At 39.7% G+C, this 20,686-nt stretch carries 18 protein-coding genes; all 18 read left to right on the top strand.

Features of this window, described 5'->3' with window-relative positions; translation table 11 throughout:
• Position 1 precedes the first annotated feature (1 nt).
• A complete protein-coding gene (locus A7985_RS17345; protein WP_065791680.1) occupies positions 2–814 on the top strand; it encodes a glycosyltransferase in 813 nt (270 codons plus the stop codon).
• 1 nt (position 815) lies between these two features.
• Positions 816–1,508 carry an acylneuraminate cytidylyltransferase family protein gene (locus tag A7985_RS17340; RefSeq protein ID WP_065791679.1) on the top strand — a complete coding sequence of 231 codons (693 nt, stop codon included), beginning with the start codon at positions 816–818 and terminating at the stop codon, positions 1,506–1,508.
• The gene (locus A7985_RS17335) at positions 1,498–2,541 is read left to right on the top strand and encodes an N-acetylneuraminate synthase family protein (RefSeq protein WP_065791678.1); all 1,044 of its coding nucleotides are present in this window, start codon (positions 1,498–1,500) and stop codon (positions 2,539–2,541) included. Before A7985_RS17340 ends, A7985_RS17335 begins: the two co-directional genes overlap by 11 nt.
• 2 nt (positions 2,542–2,543) lie before the next feature.
• Positions 2,544–3,662, top strand: coding sequence for a UDP-N-acetylglucosamine 2-epimerase (gene neuC / locus A7985_RS17330; RefSeq protein ID WP_065791677.1), 1,119 nt, complete (start codon positions 2,544–2,546; stop codon positions 3,660–3,662).
• A 2-nt stretch (positions 3,663–3,664) separates the two neighbouring features.
• The gene (locus A7985_RS17325) at positions 3,665–4,510 is read left to right on the top strand and encodes a hypothetical protein (RefSeq protein ID WP_065791676.1); all 846 of its coding nucleotides are present in this window, start codon (positions 3,665–3,667) and stop codon (positions 4,508–4,510) included.
• Positions 4,491–5,891, top strand: a complete 1,401-nt coding sequence (wzy, locus tag A7985_RS17320) for an O-antigen polysaccharide polymerase Wzy (RefSeq protein ID WP_065791675.1) — start codon at positions 4,491–4,493, stop codon at positions 5,889–5,891. The genes A7985_RS17325 and wzy overlap by 20 nt, the downstream gene beginning before the upstream one ends.
• Entirely contained in the window at positions 5,875–7,143 is a 1,269-nt protein-coding gene (locus A7985_RS17315; protein ID WP_065791674.1) for an oligosaccharide flippase family protein, read from the top strand. The genes wzy and A7985_RS17315 overlap by 17 nt, the downstream gene beginning before the upstream one ends.
• On the top strand, positions 7,115–8,125 hold the full coding sequence (locus tag A7985_RS17310; protein WP_065791673.1) for a hypothetical protein: 1,011 nt from the start codon (positions 7,115–7,117) through the stop codon (positions 8,123–8,125). Before A7985_RS17315 ends, A7985_RS17310 begins: the two co-directional genes overlap by 29 nt.
• A gap of 365 nt (positions 8,126–8,490) precedes the next feature.
• Positions 8,491–9,657 (top strand): nucleotide sugar dehydrogenase, encoded by a 1,167-nt coding sequence (locus A7985_RS17305; protein ID WP_065791672.1) that lies wholly within the window; start codon positions 8,491–8,493, stop codon positions 9,655–9,657.
• 780 nt (positions 9,658–10,437) lie between these two features.
• Complete coding sequence (locus tag A7985_RS17300) at positions 10,438–11,559, top strand: polysaccharide export protein (RefSeq protein WP_065791671.1); 1,122 nt, start codon at positions 10,438–10,440, stop codon at positions 11,557–11,559.
• Between the two features lie 15 nt (positions 11,560–11,574).
• Complete coding sequence (locus tag A7985_RS17295) at positions 11,575–12,009, top strand: low molecular weight protein-tyrosine-phosphatase (RefSeq protein WP_065791670.1); 435 nt, start codon at positions 11,575–11,577, stop codon at positions 12,007–12,009.
• 14 nt (positions 12,010–12,023) lie between these two features.
• On the top strand, positions 12,024–14,261 hold the full coding sequence (locus A7985_RS17290) for a polysaccharide biosynthesis tyrosine autokinase (RefSeq protein ID WP_065791802.1): 2,238 nt from the start codon (positions 12,024–12,026) through the stop codon (positions 14,259–14,261).
• 55 nt (positions 14,262–14,316) lie between these two features.
• Entirely contained in the window at positions 14,317–15,432 is a 1,116-nt protein-coding gene (gene wecB / locus A7985_RS17285) for a non-hydrolyzing UDP-N-acetylglucosamine 2-epimerase (protein WP_065791669.1), read from the top strand.
• Between the two features lie 48 nt (positions 15,433–15,480).
• A complete protein-coding gene (wecC, locus tag A7985_RS17280; RefSeq protein WP_065791668.1) occupies positions 15,481–16,758 on the top strand; it encodes a UDP-N-acetyl-D-mannosamine dehydrogenase in 1,278 nt (425 codons plus the stop codon).
• On the top strand, positions 16,759–17,949 hold the full coding sequence (locus A7985_RS17275; protein WP_063378436.1) for a UDP-N-acetylglucosamine 4,6-dehydratase: 1,191 nt from the start codon (positions 16,759–16,761) through the stop codon (positions 17,947–17,949).
• A gap of 9 nt (positions 17,950–17,958) precedes the next feature.
• On the top strand, positions 17,959–19,104 hold the full coding sequence (locus A7985_RS17270) for a LegC family aminotransferase (protein WP_065791667.1): 1,146 nt from the start codon (positions 17,959–17,961) through the stop codon (positions 19,102–19,104).
• 9 nt (positions 19,105–19,113) lie between these two features.
• On the top strand, positions 19,114–19,959 hold the full coding sequence (locus A7985_RS17265) for a 3-hydroxyacyl-CoA dehydrogenase family protein (protein ID WP_065791666.1): 846 nt from the start codon (positions 19,114–19,116) through the stop codon (positions 19,957–19,959).
• Positions 19,949–20,626 (top strand): PglD-related sugar-binding protein, encoded by a 678-nt coding sequence (locus tag A7985_RS17260; RefSeq protein WP_081310617.1) that lies wholly within the window; start codon positions 19,949–19,951, stop codon positions 20,624–20,626. Before A7985_RS17265 ends, A7985_RS17260 begins: the two co-directional genes overlap by 11 nt.
• Positions 20,627–20,686 lie beyond the last annotated feature (60 nt).

The raw sequence follows: 20,686 nt of genomic DNA, 5'->3' as shown, positions 1-20,686 counted from the left end.
TATGGTACCTTTTTCAGTTTTGATGTCTGTTTACCATAAAGAGTCTGCGGATAGTTTGAGGGAAGCGTTGCGAAGTTTAGTGACTCAGACAGTGCCAGCATCTGAAGTAGTGCTTGTACACGATGGGGCACTCACGGAGCAATTGTATAGCTGCATAGCAGAATTTGAAGCGCAACTTCCTTTAAAGCAAATTAAGTTAGAGGTGAACTCTGGGCTTGGTAAAGCACTAAATGAAGGGCTCAAGCATTGCTCGCATGAGCTAGTAATGCGCGCGGACACTGATGATATCAATTTAGAGAGCCGTTTTGAAACTCAGTTAAACTTCATGCAGAAAAACCCTGATATAAGTGCGAGTAGCGGCTCTATTGAAGAGTTTGAAGTTTCTGTTGGTGATCTAAATCAAAAAAGAACACTACCTACAGAGCCTGAAGATATTAGGCGGATAGTTAGAATCAGAAACCCTTTGAACCACATGGCGGTAGTATTCAGAAAGAGTGATGTATTGAAGGTTGGCGGTTATCGTCACTTACATTTTATGGAAGACTATTACTTGTGGATTCGGATGTTGGGCCGTGGAATGAAACTGGCTAATATTGACCAAGTTTTGGTACATGCTCGAGTGGGTAATGGGATGCTATCTAGAAGAAGAGGGGTCTCTTACATCGGTAGTGAAAAGGAATTATACAAAAAGTTAAAAGAAAATGACTTGTATAAGCCGCTGTTTTCAGAGATAAACTTCTTTTTGCGTTCTTTGAATCGTATTTTGCCCTCAACGGCATTAGCTGTTGTATATCGTACTCTTTTTAGGAAGTAATATGTCTAACTACGCGATTATCACCGCCCGTGGTGGCTCGAAGGGCCTCAAAAGGAAAAATGTCCTTTCACTGGCGGGCAAGCCTTTAATTGGTTGGACTATAGAAGCAGCTAAACGCTCAGCAAGTATTGACAAGGTGTATGTATCTACCGAGGATACTGAAATAGCCTCAATCAGTAAGACGTTTGGGGCTGAAGTAATACCTCGTCCTATGAGCCTAGCTCAAGATGATAGTTCGAGTGAAGATGTATTGACACATGCTATCAAATTTTTAGGCTTAGAGGATAAGCCGTCATATAATATATGTTTACTGCAACCAACTTCACCATGCAGAAGTAACGAGCATATTGACGAATCATTTCAAATATACGAACGCCACAATGCAAAATGCGTTATCAGTGTATTTGAGCCAAAGCACCCGCCAGGTAAAGCTTATAAAGTACTAGATGACGGCAGTATTGTTGGTGTACTTTCACCATCAGCGCCTTACACTAGGCGGCAGGACTTACCTACTACCGTTCAACCTAATGGAGCAATTTACTGGTTTAACGTTGGGGCTTATTTAGAACACAATCTGATTCCAAGAGAATCGGTTTTTCCGTATGTAATGTCAGAGCAATCCTCTACAGACATTGATGATATTAATGACTTTCTAGTAGCAGAAAGTATTTTGAGTACTAGCCATGAATCCTGAATTTAAAATTGAAAACCGTCTTGTAGGCATAGAGCACGATCCTTTAGTAATTGCTGAAATTGGTATAAATCACGAAGGCTCCCTTAAGGTAGCATTTGAGATGGTTGATGCGGCAATTGAAGCGGGTGCTGAAATTATTAAGCATCAAACGCACGTCGTGGAAGATGAAATGTGTGGCGAGGCTAAGAAAGTCATCCCTGGAAATGCCGATGTTTCTATATATGAAATTATGGAAAGGTGCGCTTTAAATGAAGAAGATGAAACAAAGCTGAAGGAGTATGTGGAATCTAAAGGTGCAATATTTATTAGTACTCCTTTTTCTCGAGCTGCGGCGTTTAGATTAGAGCGAATGGGCGTGTCTGCTTATAAAATAGGCTCGGGTGAGTGTAACAATTATCCTTTGGTTGATTTAGTTGCTAGTTTTGGCAAGCCAGTTATTTTAAGCACTGGTATGAATGATATCCCTTCAATTAAGAAGTCAGTGGAAATCTTCGAAAAATACAATACACCATATTGTTTGTTGCACTGTACTAATGTTTATCCAACTCCAGATCACCTAATTAGACTAGGTGGGATAACAGAACTTCAAGAGGCGTTTCCAAATGCCGTAGTAGGCCTTTCAGATCACAGTGTAGATAACTTAGCATGTTTGAGTGCTGTCGCTGTTGGCGCTTCTGTATTGGAAAGACATTTCACTGATTGTAAATCTCGTCCTGGACCAGATATTGAATGCTCTATGGATATAAAAGAGTGTGCGGACTTAATCGAGCAGTCAAAGCGTGTTAAGGCGATGCGCGGTGGCTCTAAGGGTGCTGTAGAAGAAGAGCAAGTTACAATAGACTTTGCCTATGCGAGTGTTGTTACAACTCAAGAAATCAAACAAGGTGAATTGCTAACTAAAGATAACCTATGGGTTAAACGCCCTGGTACCGGAGAGTTCTTAGCTGAAGATTATGAGGCTCTTTTAGGAAAGGTAGCAAAAGTAGATATTGCATCGGATACGATGCTTGCAAGTTCACATATAGAAAAGTAACGATGAAAAAAATCCTTTTTCTTACTGGTACAAGAGCAGACTTTGGTAAATTAAAAAGTCTGATCAAAAAGGTTGAAAGCTCTCAGCATGAAGCATATGTGTTTGTTACAGGCATGCACATGATTGAAAAGTATGGTTCTACAGTTCTGGAAGTGGAGAAGTCTGTTGAGTCTTCAATTTATAAGTTCATAAACCAGAACCCCCATGACACAATGGATATTGTGTTATCAAAAACTACGGCCGGCCTTTCAGACTATGTTAAAGGAATAAAGCCTGATTTGATAGTGGTGCATGGTGACCGTGTTGAGGCTTTAGCTGGTGCGCTGGTAGGAGCGTTAAACAACATATTGGTTGCGCATATTGAAGGGGGAGAAGTCTCAGGTACTATTGATGAGCTAATCAGGCATTCTGTGTCAAAAATGGCTCATATTCACTTCGTGTGTAATGATGATGCAAGACAGAGACTGCTTCAACTTGGTGAATGTGAAGACTCGATCTTTGTGATTGGATCACCAGATCTTGATATAATGAACTCAGCTACATTACCTGATATTCAACTTGTCAAAGAGCACTATGAATTGCCTTTTGATAATTACTCTATCTTGCTATTTCATCCAGTTACCACGGAATTAGACTCATTGACTCAGCAGGCTGAGGCTTTGGCTGATGCGGCCATCGAAAGTGGCAGGAATTTTGTTGTTATTTATCCAAATAATGATCATGGTAATGAAATGATTTTAAGTGCATTTTCTAAATTTGAGAATAATGCACAGTTTGCGGTGTTTCCTAGCGTACGATTTGAGTACTTCTTAACACTGTTGAAAAATGCTGACTGTATGATTGGCAATTCTAGTGCAGGAGTTAGAGAGGCGCCTTTTTATGGCCTTCCTTCGATTGATATTGGTAGTCGCCAAAAAAATCGTTCAAGTGCTAAATCAATAGTTAATGTTGAGCCTGTGAAAAGCGATATTTTGGACGCATTTAAGAAAGTCGAGTCAATGAAATGTGACGCAACACGTGAGTTTGGTGAGGGCAAAAGTGATGAAAAATTCATTGATGCACTGAACTCAAATAGCCTTTGGAAGCTACCTAAACAAAAAATGTTCATTGATAGGGGCTAAACGTGAAAAGGTATTGCTTCACTTACTTTAGCTACAAAAAAGATTTTCCTCTCTTGAAAGCCAGTATAGAGAGCGTGCATAAGTTTTGCCCAAATGCTGAAGTTGCGGTTGTGGAAGATCCTGATTCACCCTTTACTTCTTCACAGAAAGATTGGTTAGATGAAATTTGTTTAACTGTGTTTAAACACCCCTTAGGGCACTCTCCAGCTAATGGGAATGGTAAAGATGCGTTTATTGCACAAATAGAAAGCTTTTTTAAAGTAAGTAAGCTCCAAACTTTTGACTACATAGTCAAAATTGATTCAGATACCTTGTTGTGTTCTGATAGTTTTGAACAACGTATCAGAAACGAGTCAGCGTCATTTGTTGGCAATCACGTCGCTTATAAAGGGGAATCAGAGTACATATATGGAAACTTGTACTTGATTTCCCCTGATCTTGTTAGGACTATTCGCGAGCGGATCCAGAACGAACCGGCATTATTCGATGCCTTAAATGATGACTGTAGAAGATACTTTGCAGAGAACAGAGTTATATACGGTATCGTAAATCTACTTAAAGAACCCAAAGTAATATATCCACATGATAAAGGGTATGTGTATAACATTGACACAGTCTCGAACTATAGAATATCAAGTGCAACGGGCACCGATTTTATTTCAGGCTATGATCTAGAGGATGCCAAAAGATTTGGCTCAATACACTTATGGTCCTCTCAAAAGCTATGCGCTTATTACTTGAACTCAGAGCATAAAAAATTCTTTTTTGAGTTAACGAAGAAGAATATAAAAAACTTGATGGTGAATGTTAAATACTTCGTGGCAAAAAATGTCAAAAAGCTCTTTTAATATCATAGTTACCTTAAAACTAATCCTGCTTTTCATTACCTCTCATCACTTTATCTCTTTGGGGGAGACTGTTGGCAGGTTAACAATGGGGTTAAGTGTAGGTGTACTTTTTGTCATTGTATTTGTCAGTTACCTTATCAGAGCAAAAAATCTCATTAGTTTATACTCCTTGTATATGGTGAGTGTCTCTGCCTTTTTAGGGGGGAGGTTTTTAGCGTCATTATTTCTCGATAGAAATGTTTTTGTAACCACTTATATGGTTTTTACAAAGGCGAGTTATGAAGAGGTTATAAACCTTTATAACTATCTGTTTCTATTTGTTTCATCAGCTCATTTTGCTTGGATGATTTGCTATAGCAAAGTTCAACAAACAGTTCTGCCTGAACGACACTTAAATTTTGAATATCACAAATGTGCTCAGCTGCTGTTTACTTTCGCAGTGCTTATTATAGGGTTTTACTTCTTTTCTAATAGAGCTGTATTTTTGAGTGGTAACTACCTTTCCCTTTATGAAAGTCAAAATTCGGGTGGGTATTCTGCAAATTATGTTGTGTATGGACAGATGATGCTGGCTTTGGCCTTTGGTCTTATAGCCCCACAGAAAAGTGCATTTAAATTAGTCATTGTTTTATTTATGCTTTTTGTATCATTTGGCTTTCTATTCTTGGGCGCTAGATCTTTTATAGTCACGACACTGCTAATGATAATATTGGCATCAAACTACTCTAGGTTGCGATTTACAGGAGTCAGTTTAAAAAAGTTGCTTTTATATTCAATGCTATTTATTGGTGTTATTTACCTCGCTCAATTCATCTTGGTAAGTAGAGCTGGTGAATCTATAGCCGGTATGGAACTTAGTATTGGTTTTATTCTGGCACAGTTTTTCTACATGCAGGGCGTAAGCTTGATGATCTTTCATCTAGCAATTGAAATTCAAGATTATCCTGTGCTGCCAATATTTGCTAGTTTTATACCTTCACTTGGTCACTTTGTATCGATATTTGACCCTAAAATGATATATGAACTTTCCTTTTCTCATTTTATTTCACACCATTACGAGAAAGAGCTTTATGCACAAGGGATGGGGCTAGGTTGGACAATAATGGCAGACTTATATTATATGTCTCGCGGTAACGTACTGGTTTTCTTTACGCTCAACTTTTTATTTACCAGTGCTTTTGTATTGTTTGAAAATAAGTCATATAAAAGTACTTTTGGTCGAGCTATGCTTATTGCCGTGTCATTTAAGCTTATGATGTTACCTAGAAATACTTTGTCGAGTGTCATTCCCGCTCTGTACTATCAATTAATAATACTCGGGGGGTTATTACTCCTATTTATAACGATAAAGAAGGCATGTAAAGTTGATAGGCGTAAGTAATAAAGTAACGAGTCTTTTTGTAAAGTTATTTAGCGGAAAATTTCTGGTTTTAGTATTAGGCTTTGTTAATACTATAATTCTAGCAAATGGCATTGACGCAGAAGGAATTGGGCATTACTTCTTCATCATCGCCACATCTATGCTACTGATGCTATTTATTGATTGGGGTGGACATTCTTATTACTTTAAGAGACTGATAAAGGTTAAAGAAAGTAAGGCTTACACTGTGTCTATGGCTACCTATAATGTGAGCAAAGTCATAGCTTCAGTATTGATTTCAATGTTGTTACTCGCGTTAGTCGCACTTTCATTTCTGTCAGCTGTTGATGCTATATTTATTATTTTACTGTCAACAACATTTGCTTTTCAGCACTCCATTTTTACTATCCTCAAGGTTCAAGGGAAATTTAAAGCTGCTCAAAATTCTTACGAGCTTATTCCCACTTTAGCTCGAAGTGTTATGTTTTTGGGAGGCTTTTTGATGCTAGATGAGCCGACGGTATTGCATGCGCTGCTGGCCCATTTGATGTCTACCTTAATATCCATCCTGATTTATTTTCAGATGTTTTCGCGATTTGATGGCACAACGATATCGCTGCCCAAGGCGACTCACAGAATAAAAGCGAATATCTCACGTTTGACTCCATTGGCTTTGGTAAATATAGCGCTTTACTTTCATTCGCAAGTTGATGTTATTGTGCTTAAATTTCTTAATCAACCTGACGATATAATTGGTCAATATGGTGTCGCAGCGAGGGTTGCGCAACTCTTTGGGGTCGTTTATTCCATCCTAGCTTTAGTATTTCCAAATAAAATTGCGGAGTATGTCAACCAAGTTCGCTTGACTGAGCTTAATTCACTACTTAGTAAGCTGACATGTTTTATGATTGTTTTAGGCTTAGGCCAGTATGTTATACTTTATTTTACGATAGATTTCATATTGCCTATTTGGGGGCAAGATTTTATAGCTGCCAAACCATATGTCATGCTACTGTGTTTTGCTCAGCTGTTCATGATGGCGTTTAGCATATATTCCCATGCGTTATTTTTCTTAAATCATCAAAAGTACAATACAATATTAGAAATTGGAGGCTTTTTACTAAACCTCCTGTTGAGCATATTCATGATCTCTATCTTGGGGCCAGTTGGTGGTGCACTTGCTACATGTGTTTCAATGTGTTTGCTAAATACACTGAGGTTTGTTTTTTATAAGAAGGCAGTAAATGAAAGACATAAAGTTAAACCAGTTTAAAACTTGTTTAGAAGATAGGACTCTTGTTGTTTACCCGTGTAACTTGCAAGAACTGAATGATATTTTGTTGTTTTTGAATGCAAACAAGATACATGAGTTTGTGCTCTTTTGGGATGATGCTTATCTCACGTCTGGAGAGGCTGAAACGGCGGCTAATTTACCGCAAACAGCAACCCTACAGCGTGTGTCAGGTAAGTTAGGCTACTTAATGAGGGCAATCGCACAGCAGCCTCAGCGAGTTGTATTACTGACGGGGATATCGTCAATAAAGCAGCGATTAGTTGCGTTGCTTAAAAGTGTTATTATTCTTTCTTACTTCCGCTGCCCCGTCACTTTTGTTGACAGCTTGAAGCATAACGTGTGTCATTCACTCGCAACTAGATTTAGTCTATTAAGACCTCTATCACAGTTCTATGCACATTATTTTATTTGTCCCAATAAGGCTGTTGTGAATCAATTAGAAGCCAGGTTCGGAAATAAGGCTAGTTACATACCGTGTGAACCCTATAACTTATTAGATTTAAAAAGCGGCCTTACGCTTTCTCCATATTCGGGAGATGATGTAATAGTTTTCTTAACAGGGGCCCATCAATATCACAATGACGAAAAAGCACATTTAGCTCAAATGGGACAGCTCAAGCAGCTTATCGATTCCAATTTCAAGCTGTACATTAAAGTCCACCCTAGAGACTCTAAAGCCCACTATGAGTCTATGATAAGCGACAACGTTAAGTTTGAAGAAGACGCTCACGCTCACTTATCAAATAAAAATGCTATTTTTGTTTCCAACTTTTCTTTTATGAATATTGAGCTCGCATTTTTGGGCGGTCAATCCATATTTCTATGTGATGATTACATTTTTGAAAAATACCGATTTTGGTATGATTTGTATCAGATAACGCCCTGCTTGACCATTAATGAGTTTAAAGAAGCCAAGCAGAAGAGCCTAAGCTTGGGCTATACACACTTCTATAATGATTAGAACATTGGCAAACGTTCATTAACTTGATTCGAGAGTTAGTGACTTGATGACTTTACCTTCATGGTGGTGTACAAGAAACTAACTTCTTCGGAACTTGGAACCCGCCCATGAGTTGCCGTATGTGACCTAACTGCAGCTTCATTAAATTTTCAACGCACTCGAAACACATTTAAGCTATTTGTTTACAGGCCAAAGTATAGGCTTTTACCTCTATGAGCTTGAGATGATGTTGTATAGGAAGCAAGTACAGGCACTTTAAAATTTTTGACATTTTTTCCCTTTATCATTTACTGATGTTAGCCCTTACGTCTTCCTTGTGAGGTGTGGGGCAAAGTCAATCCATCGGATAGACCAGGGAAAAGTGAATGAAAATTGCCGTTGCAGGAATAGGTTATGTTGGCCTTTCAAACGCCGTATTGTTGGCACAAAATAATCAAGTAATTGCATTTGATATTGACCAAGCCAAAGTCAATGCAATAAATAATGGTCATTCACCGATACTCGATCCAGAAATTTCGGACTACTTAGTCAATAAACCATTATGCTTAACAGCCACAACTAATAAAGAAACGGCTTTTTCAAAGGCTGACTTTGTGATTGTAGCTACACCGACCAACTATGATCCTATTACAAATTGCTTTAATACTGCATCTGTAGAGTGCGTGATTGAGGACATCATCGGGGTTAACCCCAAAGCGACTATCGTCATTAAGTCGACTGTGCCAGTTGGCTATACCGCGGGTTTACAAGGTAAGTACCAAACAGATGAAATAATTTTCTCACCTGAATTTTTAAGAGAGGGTAAAGCTCTTTACGATAACCTGTATCCGTCTCGAATCATCGTAGGCAGCAAATCTCAAAAAGCACATCACTTTGCTGAGCTCCTGTCGCAAGGTTCAAAGAAATCAAACGTGGAAATTCTGTTTACAGGTTCGACAGAAGCTGAAGCCGTGAAGCTCTTTTCGAACACCTATTTGGCGATGCGTATTGCTTACTTTAATGAATTAGACAGCTATTCTGAAGCGCATCAACTTAGCACGCGTGAAATTATTAAAGGAGTCGGGCTAGATCCACGTATTGGTGACCACTATAACAACCCCTCATTCGGGTATGGTGGATATTGTTTACCAAAAGATACTAAGCAACTGGTAGCAAACTACCAAGATGTACCTAGCAATATCATAGGTGCGATTGTTGATGCGAATCGTACTAGGAAGGACTTTATTGCAGAGTCTATTTTGAAGAAACGGCCGAAGGTTGTGGGCATCTATCGACTGGTGATGAAATCGGGTTCTGATAACTTTAGAGCTTCAGCAATTCAAGGCGTTATGAAGCGCATAAAAGCTAAAGGTATTGAGGTAATCATATATGAGCCGACTTATAGCCAAGGTAGTTTTTTTAACTCCAGAGTCATAGCTGATATAGACTGCTTGAAGGTCGAAGCGGATATTATCGTGGCTAATAGAATGTCCGAAGAATTAAAAGATGTTGAATATAAAGTCTATACAAGGGATTTGTTTGGAAAAGACTAAAAGGTGCGTACTTTTGGTTATCAAATTACAAGCAAAAATCGCAGCACAGAAGGGGGGAATTGGGGGGGTATTGAATGAATACGTTGATAAATAAGCATCTAATAACTGCAGTTAAATATCGTGGATGCAAACAAGTCTCTGTAACAGTCATATGTGCCTAAAGTTCACTGTGATTGTCCTATTTTAGGTATTTTCATATATTCTGGGCACTTGGTATACAGCTCAGTAATTTGTATCTCGCAATTATTTTTGTGATTGGCGATGGAAAAATTATTCTGTATAATATTTGAGGTTAAGGAGATACTAAAGTCGAGTACAAGGAGCCGTATGAAAGCAAATCCAAATACCTTTGTTCTGGCAAAATTAGCACAAAACCATCACTGAGAATTCTCAAAATAGTTTGTCAAGTAAGAAGCTATGCTCACTTTGATTCTAACTTTAGTGGTAGATACTGGTTAGTTTGAATTTTGCAATTATCACTTTTTGATATAAGCATAAAAAAACTAATGATATGTAATGAACAGGCCCTTCTTTATTGTATGAAAAATGGTGGTAATTGATGTTTTTTGTATGTAAATCAAAGATTTTCTAGTTGAGGTGTATTGGCGTGTCTATTGCAACAAATCTTTAGTAAAACTCATGTAACATTAACGCAATGTAAACTTGCGATTGAATTCGTCGCATGCTTTAATTAGCCATCGCATAAGTAGGACTTATGTTTCTTAGTTGAAAACAACTCAGATAGTAAGAATAAGTATTAAAAATATTTAGGAATAACAAATGGCCCAACGCTGTAAAAATTTCATTGCCACTTCGGTTGCTGCATGTGTTTTGGTAATGAGTGGCTGCACCTTAATCCCAGGTGGGCATTACGAAGGAATTACGTCAGGTGATAAAACAACAAGCTTGGAGCAAGACCTTTCAAAAGTAAATATCCAGCTTATTGATTCTACATTAATTAGACAGCAAAAGCTGAAAGCTGATACTCCTCCAGTGCGTTCAACACAAGGTTTGAATTTGTCTGATTACGAGTACCGTTTAGGTGTCGGTGATGTTGTTACTGTGGGAGTTTGGGATCATCCAGAATTAACTATCCCTGCTGCTGTTCAAAGAACTGCTGAATTTGATGGTTTTAGAGTACAAGCGGATGGAACTATTACTTATGCGTATGCACCTAAAGTGCCCGCAGCGGGAAAAACAGTTGTTGAATTACGCGAAGAATTGACTAAGCGTCTGAGCAGGGTGATAGAAGACCCTCAAATTGATGTAAAAGTTGTTGGATTCAAAAGCCAGCGAGCGTACGTTACAGGCGAGGTTAACAAACCTGGCGTGTACCCAATTAAAGAAACTCCTCTGACACTGATTGACGCTATCAATTTAGCTGGTGGTTTAACGGAAAGAGCTGACTGGCAGGTTGTCACATTTACTCGTGGAGATCATATAGAGAAGATCGAACTAGATAATTTCTATGCTGAAGGAGATATTTCTCAAAACCGATTGTTAAAACACGGTGATGTGATTCACGTTTCGCGAAATGATAAGCGAAGTGTGTACGTAATGGGAGAAGTAAACAAAGTCGGTACCGTTGAAGTAAAACGATACGGACTCAGTCTTGCAGAAGCACTTTCAGAGGTTGGTGGTATTAATGAACGTAGTGCAGACGCAAATGGGATTTTTGTATTGCGTAAAAGAGATCTAGAGAAAGATGGCATTGTTGCCGATGTCTATCAATTACGAGCAAATAATATTGCAGCTTTGGTTTTTGCAGAGCAATTTGAGCTAGAACCACAAGACATTGTTTATGTAACAAGTGCGCCAATTGCACGTTGGAATAAGGTGATAAGCTTATTACTTCCTTCGCTTACTACAGTAGACGCAATTCAAGATATTGATAATCAATAGGTAGGTCTCTTAAATATGTTTGATAGTATATTGGTTGTCTGTGCCGGTAATATTTGTCGAAGTCCAACGGCTGAATATATTTTGAAAAATGCGCTCAGCGATAAAAACATCAAAGTATCATCGGCTGGTTTAACCGCATTGGAAGGAAAGCAAGCAGATTCTATGGCTACGGAATTAGCTCGTTCCCGAAATGTAGATATGACGGCTCATAAGGGGCGCCAATTAAATTCCTCGTTAGTAAACAATAATTCGCTTATTTTGGTTATGGAACAAAGACATGTTCAAGACCTTTGTGCTCGCTACCCTGAAGCCAGAGGAAAGACATTCCTACTTGGTAAGTGGCTGGGGGATAAAGAAATACCAGACCCATACAGGCAAAGTCGCGAAGCATTTGAACATGTATACGAATTAATCGAAAGCGCGTGTAGCGCTTGGCAGAAGTATTTATAAGGATGAAAGAGTCAATGAATGCTCAATCAAACCTATCGACTGAGGCGCTAAATAAGAATGCGTTGAAACAAGCACAAGAAATAGATTTGATGGCTTTGTTCGGGGCTTTGCTCGACAGAAAGCTTTTCATTTTTTTTGTTACAACTTTATTTATGGTTATCGGTACTGCAGTTGCTGTTTTTAGTACTCCAATCTATCAAGCTACCTCAATGATTCAAGTTGAGGAAAAAGGAGGAGCAGTTCCGGGGTTTGACGAATTGGGAGGGATGTTTGAAAGCACTTCTGCGGCAGTGACTGAAATAGAACTTCTTAAATCACGCAGTATTATTGGCGAAGCTGTAGATAGCTTAAACTTGGACATTGTTGCTCAACCTAAGTTATTTCCTATTATTGGCAACCGCGCATTTCGCAAATTTACGCCATTACAACCGGGCGATCTAGCTGAGCCCAGCTTTGGCGCAAATAGCTACGCATGGGGTGGTGAAAAAATCGAGGTTTTCAGGTTTAAGCTACCAAAAAGTGCTATTGGTCAACCGTATACTCTCGTCGCAAAAGGTAACAATGCTTTTGAGCTACTGGACGAGAAAGGCGAAGTATTTCTGAGTGGTAAGGTCGGTGAGGAAGTATCTAATGGTTCATTCTCATTGACTTTAAAAACTTTAAATGCGCGCCCAGGGACTGAGTTTTTCATCACTAAGTATAATCGACTTAACACAATTTTGAGTTTACAGGCATCTATCGCAGCAGGTGAAAAAGGTAAAGACTCTGGGATTATTAACCTAAGCTTGCAGCATGCTAACCCTACCTATGCTGAAACTGTACTAAACAAAGTTGCGGATACTTATGTTCGTCGCAATGTGGAGCGCAGCAGTGCAGAGGCGCAAAAGTCATTGGACTTTTTAGAATACCAACTGCCACAGGTCAAAAAACAATTAGAGTCAGCAGAGCAGCGCTTCAACGATTATCAAGTTAAACAGCAATCGGTAGACATTTCTTTGGAAACCGAAGGTGTTCTGAGGCAATTAGTTAAGCTTGAGACTCAGTTACAAGAATTAGAATTGAAAAGGTTAGAGCTGGGTCGTAAGTTCAAGAAGAGCCATCCAAGTTACCAAGCGGCGCTGGAGCAAATTGACGCGGTTGAAAACCAAAAAAGACGTCTAGCGAGTGAAGTACAAGTTTTGCCTGAAACACAACAAGAATTGTTGCGTCTAAAGCGTGATGTTGAAGTTAACAATGAAATCTACACGCTGCTGCTTGCCAAAACTCAAGAGTTAGACATTGTACGTGCAGGTACAGTGGGTAACGTACGTGTTATTGATGAAGCGCAAGTTAATACTTCCAGCCCGGTTAAGCCTAAAAAAGCACTCATTGTTGTCATGGCTACTATGCTTGGTGGCATGCTGGCTGTCGTTATTGCGTTGGTTCAAAAAGCGATTCACAAAGGCATTGAAGACCCAGCAGAGATTGAAGGGTTGGGATTACCTGTGTACGCAAGCGTTCCGTATTCTGAGTATCAAGTGAAACTGACAGGCTTTGCCAAAGCGCGAAAAGGAAAAACGGCGAAAGCAAAATCGATACTGGCTGTTGATAACCCAGCTGACCTATCAATAGAAGCACTGAGAAGTCTGAGAACAAGTTTACACTTCGCAATGATGGAAGCTAAAAATAACATTATTGCTATATCGGGGCCGAGCCCAGGCGTAGGCAAATCCTTCATCTCCGTAAACTTGGCAACAGTGCTTGCTCAAAGTGATAAAAAAGTCCTCATTATTGATGCTGATATGCGTAAAGGTTATCTACAAACTCAGTTTGGCATGAAATGGGATAATGGATTGAGTGACTATTTGTCGGGTGTTATCACGTTAGAACAGGCAACCAAAAAAACGCAGGTTGAAGGGTTAGATCTGATGACGCGCGGGCAAATTCCACCAAACCCATCAGAATTACTTATGCATGAAAACTTCAGTAAATTAATTGAAGAAATTAATGCTAAGTATGACCTTGTTATCATAGATACTCCACCTATTCTTGCAGTGACGGATCCCGCTATCGTAAGTGCACATGCTGGTAGCACATTACTTGTAACTCGCTTTGGTCAAAACCATCTGAAAGAACTCGAGTTGACTCGTAACCGCTTTGAGCAAAACGGTATAGATGTTAAAGGTGTGGTATTCAACGGCGTAGTGAAGAAAGCAAGTAATGCATACGGGTATTATGGTTACTACAACTATGAATATAAGTCAGATAAATAATTACCTAGTAGTCATTTAATTAAAGAATATTTTTAGCTTACATGGGAAGTTTGAAATGAAAGTCCTTACAGTTTTTGGCACTCGACCTGAAGCAATTAAAATGGCACCGCTAGTGCATGCGCTAGCGGCGGACAGTCGGTTTGATGCTAAAGTCTGTGTTACCGCACAACATCGTGAAATGTTAGATCAAGTTCTGGAGCTGTTTAAGGTGAACCCAGACTATGATCTAGACTTGATGAAAGCGGGGCAAACACTGCCTGAACTTACAAGCCGTATTCTTTTGGAGCTCACTCCAGTATTAAAGGAGTTTAAGCCAGATGTGGTTTTGGTTCACGGTGATACAGCAACCACATTGGCTGCTAGCCTTGCAGCATACTATGAAAGAATTAAAGTTGGTCATGTAGAAGCGGGACTTAGGACAGGAAATATCTATTCTCCTTGGCCTGAAGAAGCAAACAGAAAATTAACGGGTGCATTAACGCACTACCATTTCACACCGACTCAAACATCCAAGCAAAACCTGCTTGATGAGAGCTACAATGATGGCAATATTCATATAACTGGTAATACGGTTATTGATGCTTTATTGATGGTAAAGGCGCAGATTGAGCAAGATCAAGATCTGGCGTCAACTTTGGCTGCACAGTTTCCATTTTTAGAAGATGACAAAAAACTGATATTAGTCACTGGACACCGCCGCGAGAGCTTTGGTGGAGGGTTTGAACGTATATGTGAAGCCTTAGCACAGGTTGCAAAAACGCACCCAAATGTACAAGTACTTTATCCCGTTCATTTGAATCCCAATGTTCAAGAGCCAGTTAATCGCATCTTAAGAGATGTTCCGAATGTTCACCTCATTGAACCGCAGCAATACCTACCGTTTGTATACTTGATGAATAGAGCCCATATCATTTTGACTGATTCTGGCGGTATTCAAGAAGAAGCCCCTAGCTTAGGCAAACCCGTATTAGTGATGCGAGATACCACCGAACGCCCCGAGGCAGTTGAAGCGGGTACAGTGAGGCTAGTTGGTACTGATGTGAAGCTAATTACATCTTCTATCGATGAACTATTGACTAATCAACAGAGCTACACAGAAATGAGTAGGGCGCATAACCCATATGGTGATGGGAATGCATGCCGAGCAATTTGCGATATTCTAGCTCAATAATTTACAAGTTGTTATTTACCTACAACAATAAGCTTTCTAAGGGAACTCATGTCTTTCAATCATATCTCTGTTATTGGCCTTGGTTACATAGGCCTCCCTACAGCAGCGATGTTCGCATCAAGAAAAAAGCACGTAATTGGTGTGGATGTTAATCAGCATGCCGTTGACACAATCAACAAAGGTGAGATTCATATTGTCGAGCCTGAACTAGACATAATAGTTCATGCGGCAGTTACAGAGGGGTATTTAAAAGCTACCACTACTCCTGAACCTGCTGATGCTTTTTTAATTGCAGTGCCAACGCCATTCAAAAATTCTGAGGGTGAACAAAACGGCATAAATATTCCAGAACCAGATCTGACGTATATCCAAAAAGCCAGTCAGGCAATTGCTTCGGTTCTTAAACCTGGCGACTTGGTAATTTTAGAGTCAACGTCTCCTGTTGGGGCAACTGAGCAAATGGCTGATTGGCTTGCTGAATCAAGGCCTGATTTGACGTTCCCTCAAAATGCAGGTGAAAAGTCGGATATCCGTATTGCGCACTGTCCGGAACGTGTACTACCGGGGCATGTGGTAAGAGAGTTAGTTGAAAACGACCGCGTTATTGGTGGAATGACACCGAAGTGCTCACAGGCGGCAATTGAGCTTTACAAGACATTTGTTGAAGGTGAGTGTGTAACCACCAATGCTCGTACAGCAGAAATGGCCAAATTAACTGAAAACTCATGCAGAGACGTTCAAATCGCATTCGCAAATGAACTTTCACTGATATGTGATGAGTTAGATATCGATGTTTGGGAGCTGATATCGCTAGCGAACAGACACCCTAGAATAAATATCCTTCAACCAGGGCCAGGTGTCGGTGGTCATTGTATCGCAGTTGACCCTTGGTTCATTGTTAGCAAAACCCCTGAACAAGCAAAAATAATACATACTGCACGTCAGGTTAATGATGGAAAGCCTAGTTGGGTGATAGATAAGGTTAAGCTTGAAATCGCCAACTTTTTGCAAGATAATCCGACTAAAACAGCACAAGATATCGTTGTTGCCTGTTATGGTCTTGCGTTTAAACCAGACATAGATGACCTGCGAGAAAGCCCTGCATTAAATATAACGAAAGCCTTATCTAATATGCATGCCGGTAGCGTTTGGGCAGTAGAACCAAACATAGCTAGTCTAGAAAATGTATTGTCGACAGTTGAACTAACCAGTCTAGAAAATGCACAAGAAAATGCAGACATTCATCTAGTTTTAGTCGACCATAGTCAGTTTAAAGCCTCAAAATTCAGTACAAAATATTTAGTTGATACAAAAGGGATTTGGTAAGTGAAGAATATTTTATCTCTCATTGGTCGTGAAAAAGAACTTTTTACACAAGACATCACAAAACATGAAGCAGAATTACAGCGCATTGTATCTGAATCCCGTTTCTTGGTCTTAGGCGGTGCAGGTTCTATTGGCCAGGCTGTAACAAAAGAGATCTTTAAACGTAACCCAGCTAAATTACATGTTGTAGACATCAGTGAAAATAACATGGTTGAATTGGTTCGCGATATTCGTAGTTCCTTTGGTTACATTGATGGCGACTTTCAAACATTTGCGCTCGATATAGGGTCGACTGAATACGATGCTTTTATTAAAGCTGATGGCCAATATGATTATGTCTTGAACCTATCTGCCTTAAAGCATGTACGAAGCGAAAAAGATCCGTTTACCCTCATGCGAATGATCGACGTTAATGTATTTAACACGGATAAAACAATCCAGCAGTCCATTGATGCGGGAGTTAAAAAGTACTTCTGTGTTTCGACAGACAAAGCCGCTAACCCCGTCAATATGATGGGCGCGTCAAAGCGCATTATGGAGATGTTCCTGATGCGCCGCAGCAAAGAAATTGATATTTCTACTGCAAGGTTTGCAAATGTGGCATTTTCAGATGGCTCACTTTTACATGGCTTTAACCAGCGCATCGAGAAGCAGCAGCCGATTGTCGCACCTAGCGATATCAAAAGATACTTTGTGGTACCGCAGGAGTCAGGCGAATTATGCTTAATGTCATGCATCTTTGGTGATAATCGCGATATTTTCTTTCCAAAATTAAGCGAATCTTTACACCTAATTACTTTTGCAGATATCGCCGTTAAGTACCTTGAGCAAAGAGGGTATGAACCACACTTGTGTGATAATGAACAAGAGGCAAGAGAGCTTGCGAAAACGTTACCAGCACAAGGTAAGTGGCCATGCCTATTTACTAAAAGTGATACAACTGGTGAAAAAGATTTTGAAGAGTTCTTTACTGATAAAGAAGAGCTGAATATGACTCGCTTTGAGAATCTGGGCATCATTAAAAACGAGCCTGAGTATGACCAAGAATTATTGAGTCTTTTCGAGACACAAATTGCGAATATGAAAACCGAACAGGCGTGGAGCAAAGAACAAATTGTCGAGCTGTTCTTTACCATGATCCCTGACTTTGGCCATAAAGAGACTGGCAAGTACCTTGATAGCAAAATGTAAGGGCTGAGAATGAATGCACAATTACTGGTAGAGTTTGTACGCGATCAATACAAAACGCAGGATTTTATTCCGTTACACGCTCCTACTTTTGCTGGCAATGAGAAAGCGTACGTGTCGGAGACTATCGATAGTACGTTTGTTTCTAGTGTGGGTAAGTTTGTTGACGACTTTGAGCGTAAGATCGAGGCTTTCACTGGCAGCCCTAGCGCAATTGCAACGGCGAATGGTACTGCGGCATTGCATACAGCCCTATATATGGCTGATGTGCAACGTGGTGATTTAGTTATTACACAAGCACTGACTTTTGTTGCGACGTGTAATGCATTATTCCATATGGGTGCTGAACCTGTTTTTGTAGATGTCTCGCCAACTAGTTTGGGCTTATGTCCAAAAGCAGTAGACAACTACTTATCAGAACATGCGCAATTGAATGAACACGGCTGTGTGCATAAACAAACAGGACAAAGGATCAAAGCGGTTGTCCCAATGCATACCTTTGGCCACCCCGTAGAGTTAGATGAACTGGTGGAAGTTTGCCGTAAATGGCAATTAACCTTAGTTGAAGATGCCGCAGAAAGTTTAGGATCTTTTTATAAGGGGAAGCATACCGGAACGTTTGGTGATTTTAGTGCGGTTAGCTTTAATGGAAACAAAATTATCACTACCGGCGGCGGTGGTATGGTTTTATGCAAAACCTTGGAGTTGGGCAAGCGTACTAAGCACATAACAACCACAGCAAAAGTGCCACATCCTTACGAGTTCTTTCATGATGAGCCTGGGTTTAACTATCGTATGCCAAATTTAAATGCGGCATTAGGCTGTGCACAAATGGAAAGTTTGAATGCTTATTTAAGTGACAAGCGAGCGCTGGCCGAGCGTTATAGTGCGCTGTTTGAAGGTACAGAATATAACTTTGTAAAAGAGCCTGAATATGCCAAATCGAACTATTGGCTGAATGCGGTGATTTGTGAAGATAAGGCAGCGAGAGATTTGTTGCTTAAGGAAACCAATGAAGCAGGGATTATGACTCGACCAGTCTGGCAATTAATGCATCGTCTTCCTGCTTTTAGTGAGTGTTTGAAAGGTGACTTGTCTCACTCGCTTTGGGTTGAAGAAAGATTAGTGAATATACCTAGCAGCCCTGTGAACGGGTAGGAGATAAATATGAAAGCTTGTGTATTAGGCTCAGGAGTAATGGGCACTGGAATCGTATCTGTATTGATTGGCTCTGACGAAATTGAAAATCTATATTGGTATGGTCGAAATTCAGCTACTTTAGACAAGAGTTTAGAGGCGGTTCGTAAAAGCACTTTAAGATCTCTGAAAAAGCAAGGGCGTGATGCTACTGAATGTGATTCATTGCTTAACAAAATTAAAATTGTAACTGAAATTAATGAGATAGAAGCGTCAGATATCTACATTGAAGCTGTCGTAGAAGAGTTGGATGCTAAGTTAGCCTTATTCAAGGAATTAAACAAAGTCATTCCTCAGGATGCACTTGTTGCGAGTAACACCTCGTCATTGTCTATAACCGCACTTGCGATGTGTATAGAAAATCCGAATAACTTTATTGGTATACATTTTTTCAACCCGACTTCAGTAATGAAATTAGTAGAAGTAGTTGTGGGTTTGACGACGGCTGACTCAACGCTTGAGAGAGCGCTTGAATTTGTAAATGGTCTAGGCAAAGAGCCTGTTATTGTAAATGAATCTCCAGGTTTCATCGTTAACCGTATGCTTATCCCTATGATCAATGAAGCTGTTTCTATTTTCGCTGAAGGTATTGCGAGCAAAGAAGACATTGATAAAGCGATGAAATATGGCGCAAATCACCCAATTGGACCACTTCAATTAGCAGATCTAATTGGTAATGATGTATGTCTTTCAATTATGGAAACACTTCATACTGAAACAGGTGATCCTAAATATAGAGCTCACCCTTTATTAAGACAGTATGTGAGAGCGAATTATTTAGGTAGAAAATCAGGAAAGGGCTTCTATGAGTACTAATCAGAGCAACAGTGTAATTGGTAAGCTGGCTATTTTTGGTACTTCGGGTTTCGCCTATGAAGTGGCTGATGTCGCAGTATCAATGGGTATTGAGAAGATTATTCTGCTTACCAACGAAAAAGACTTTGATAATGTGGATGAACGGTTTGAAGTTTTGCACGAGTCTGAGGTCAGTAACCTTGTAGAGCAGGGATACCAATTCGCTATGGGGATCGGTGAACCTGAGCTTAGAGAAAAGGTGTTCAATAAATTTAATGATTTAGAATACCCTAATCTGATCCATAAAAATGCCTCGCTGGGCTATGGTCAACGTGAGTTAATCAATAAAAGTCAAGGTAATGTTATTACAGCCGGCGTGGCAATGACGAATAATATTCAACTGGGTAACTTTTGTATTTTTAACCTACTGTCTACCGTTGGTCATGATTGCATTATAGAAGATTTTGTATCAGTCATGCCTTCTGTAAATATCTCAGGTAACGTGAAACTAGAAAAGGGCGCTTACTTAGGTGTTGGTGCGACGATACTTCAGGGGCAGTTGGATGACAAACTCACCATTGGTGAAGGTACCGTGGTTGGTGCTGCATCTTTGGTAAGAAAGTCGGTACCAAGCTACAAAATTGTAGTGGGGTCTCCTGCGAAAATACTCAAAGATATTTCTAAATAGTAAAACATTTTTAATGTTGCACTTTTTACAGACTGGATGCTCAGTTTACGTAAGTAAGAT

Origin of the sequence: Pseudoalteromonas luteoviolacea (genome assembly GCF_001696455.1) — a bacterium.
GTDB classification, from domain to species: Bacteria; Pseudomonadota; Gammaproteobacteria; order Enterobacterales; family Alteromonadaceae; genus Pseudoalteromonas; species Pseudoalteromonas luteoviolacea_C.
This window is presented reverse-complemented; position numbering and strand designations above follow the sequence as displayed.

What these genes read in the sequence shown, in the direction of transcription:
- neuC (WP_065791677.1), top strand. Translation starts at nt 2,544, where the DNA reads ATGAAAAAAATCCTTTTTCTTACTGGTACAAGAGCAGACTTTGGTAAA.
- A7985_RS17305 (WP_065791672.1), top strand. Translation starts at nt 8,491, where the DNA reads ATGAAAATTGCCGTTGCAGGAATAGGTTATGTTGGCCTTTCAAACGCC.
- A7985_RS17270 (WP_065791667.1), top strand. Translation starts at nt 17,959, where the DNA reads ATGAATGCACAATTACTGGTAGAGTTTGTACGCGATCAATACAAAACG.
- A7985_RS17340 (WP_065791679.1), top strand. Translation starts at nt 816, where the DNA reads ATGTCTAACTACGCGATTATCACCGCCCGTGGTGGCTCGAAGGGCCTC.
- A7985_RS17295 (WP_065791670.1), top strand. Translation starts at nt 11,575, where the DNA reads ATGTTTGATAGTATATTGGTTGTCTGTGCCGGTAATATTTGTCGAAGT.
- wzy (WP_065791675.1), top strand. Translation starts at nt 4,491, where the DNA reads ATGTCAAAAAGCTCTTTTAATATCATAGTTACCTTAAAACTAATCCTG.
- A7985_RS17335 (WP_065791678.1), top strand. Translation starts at nt 1,498, where the DNA reads ATGAATCCTGAATTTAAAATTGAAAACCGTCTTGTAGGCATAGAGCAC.
- A7985_RS17290 (WP_065791802.1), top strand. Translation starts at nt 12,024, where the DNA reads ATGAATGCTCAATCAAACCTATCGACTGAGGCGCTAAATAAGAATGCG.
- A7985_RS17310 (WP_065791673.1), top strand. Translation starts at nt 7,115, where the DNA reads ATGAAAGACATAAAGTTAAACCAGTTTAAAACTTGTTTAGAAGATAGG.
- A7985_RS17300 (WP_065791671.1), top strand. Translation starts at nt 10,438, where the DNA reads ATGGCCCAACGCTGTAAAAATTTCATTGCCACTTCGGTTGCTGCATGT.
- wecC (WP_065791668.1), top strand. Translation starts at nt 15,481, where the DNA reads ATGTCTTTCAATCATATCTCTGTTATTGGCCTTGGTTACATAGGCCTC.
- wecB (WP_065791669.1), top strand. Translation starts at nt 14,317, where the DNA reads ATGAAAGTCCTTACAGTTTTTGGCACTCGACCTGAAGCAATTAAAATG.
- A7985_RS17260 (WP_081310617.1), top strand. Translation starts at nt 19,949, where the DNA reads ATGAGTACTAATCAGAGCAACAGTGTAATTGGTAAGCTGGCTATTTTT.
- A7985_RS17265 (WP_065791666.1), top strand. Translation starts at nt 19,114, where the DNA reads ATGAAAGCTTGTGTATTAGGCTCAGGAGTAATGGGCACTGGAATCGTA.
- A7985_RS17345 (WP_065791680.1), top strand. Translation starts at nt 2, where the DNA reads ATGGTACCTTTTTCAGTTTTGATGTCTGTTTACCATAAAGAGTCTGCG.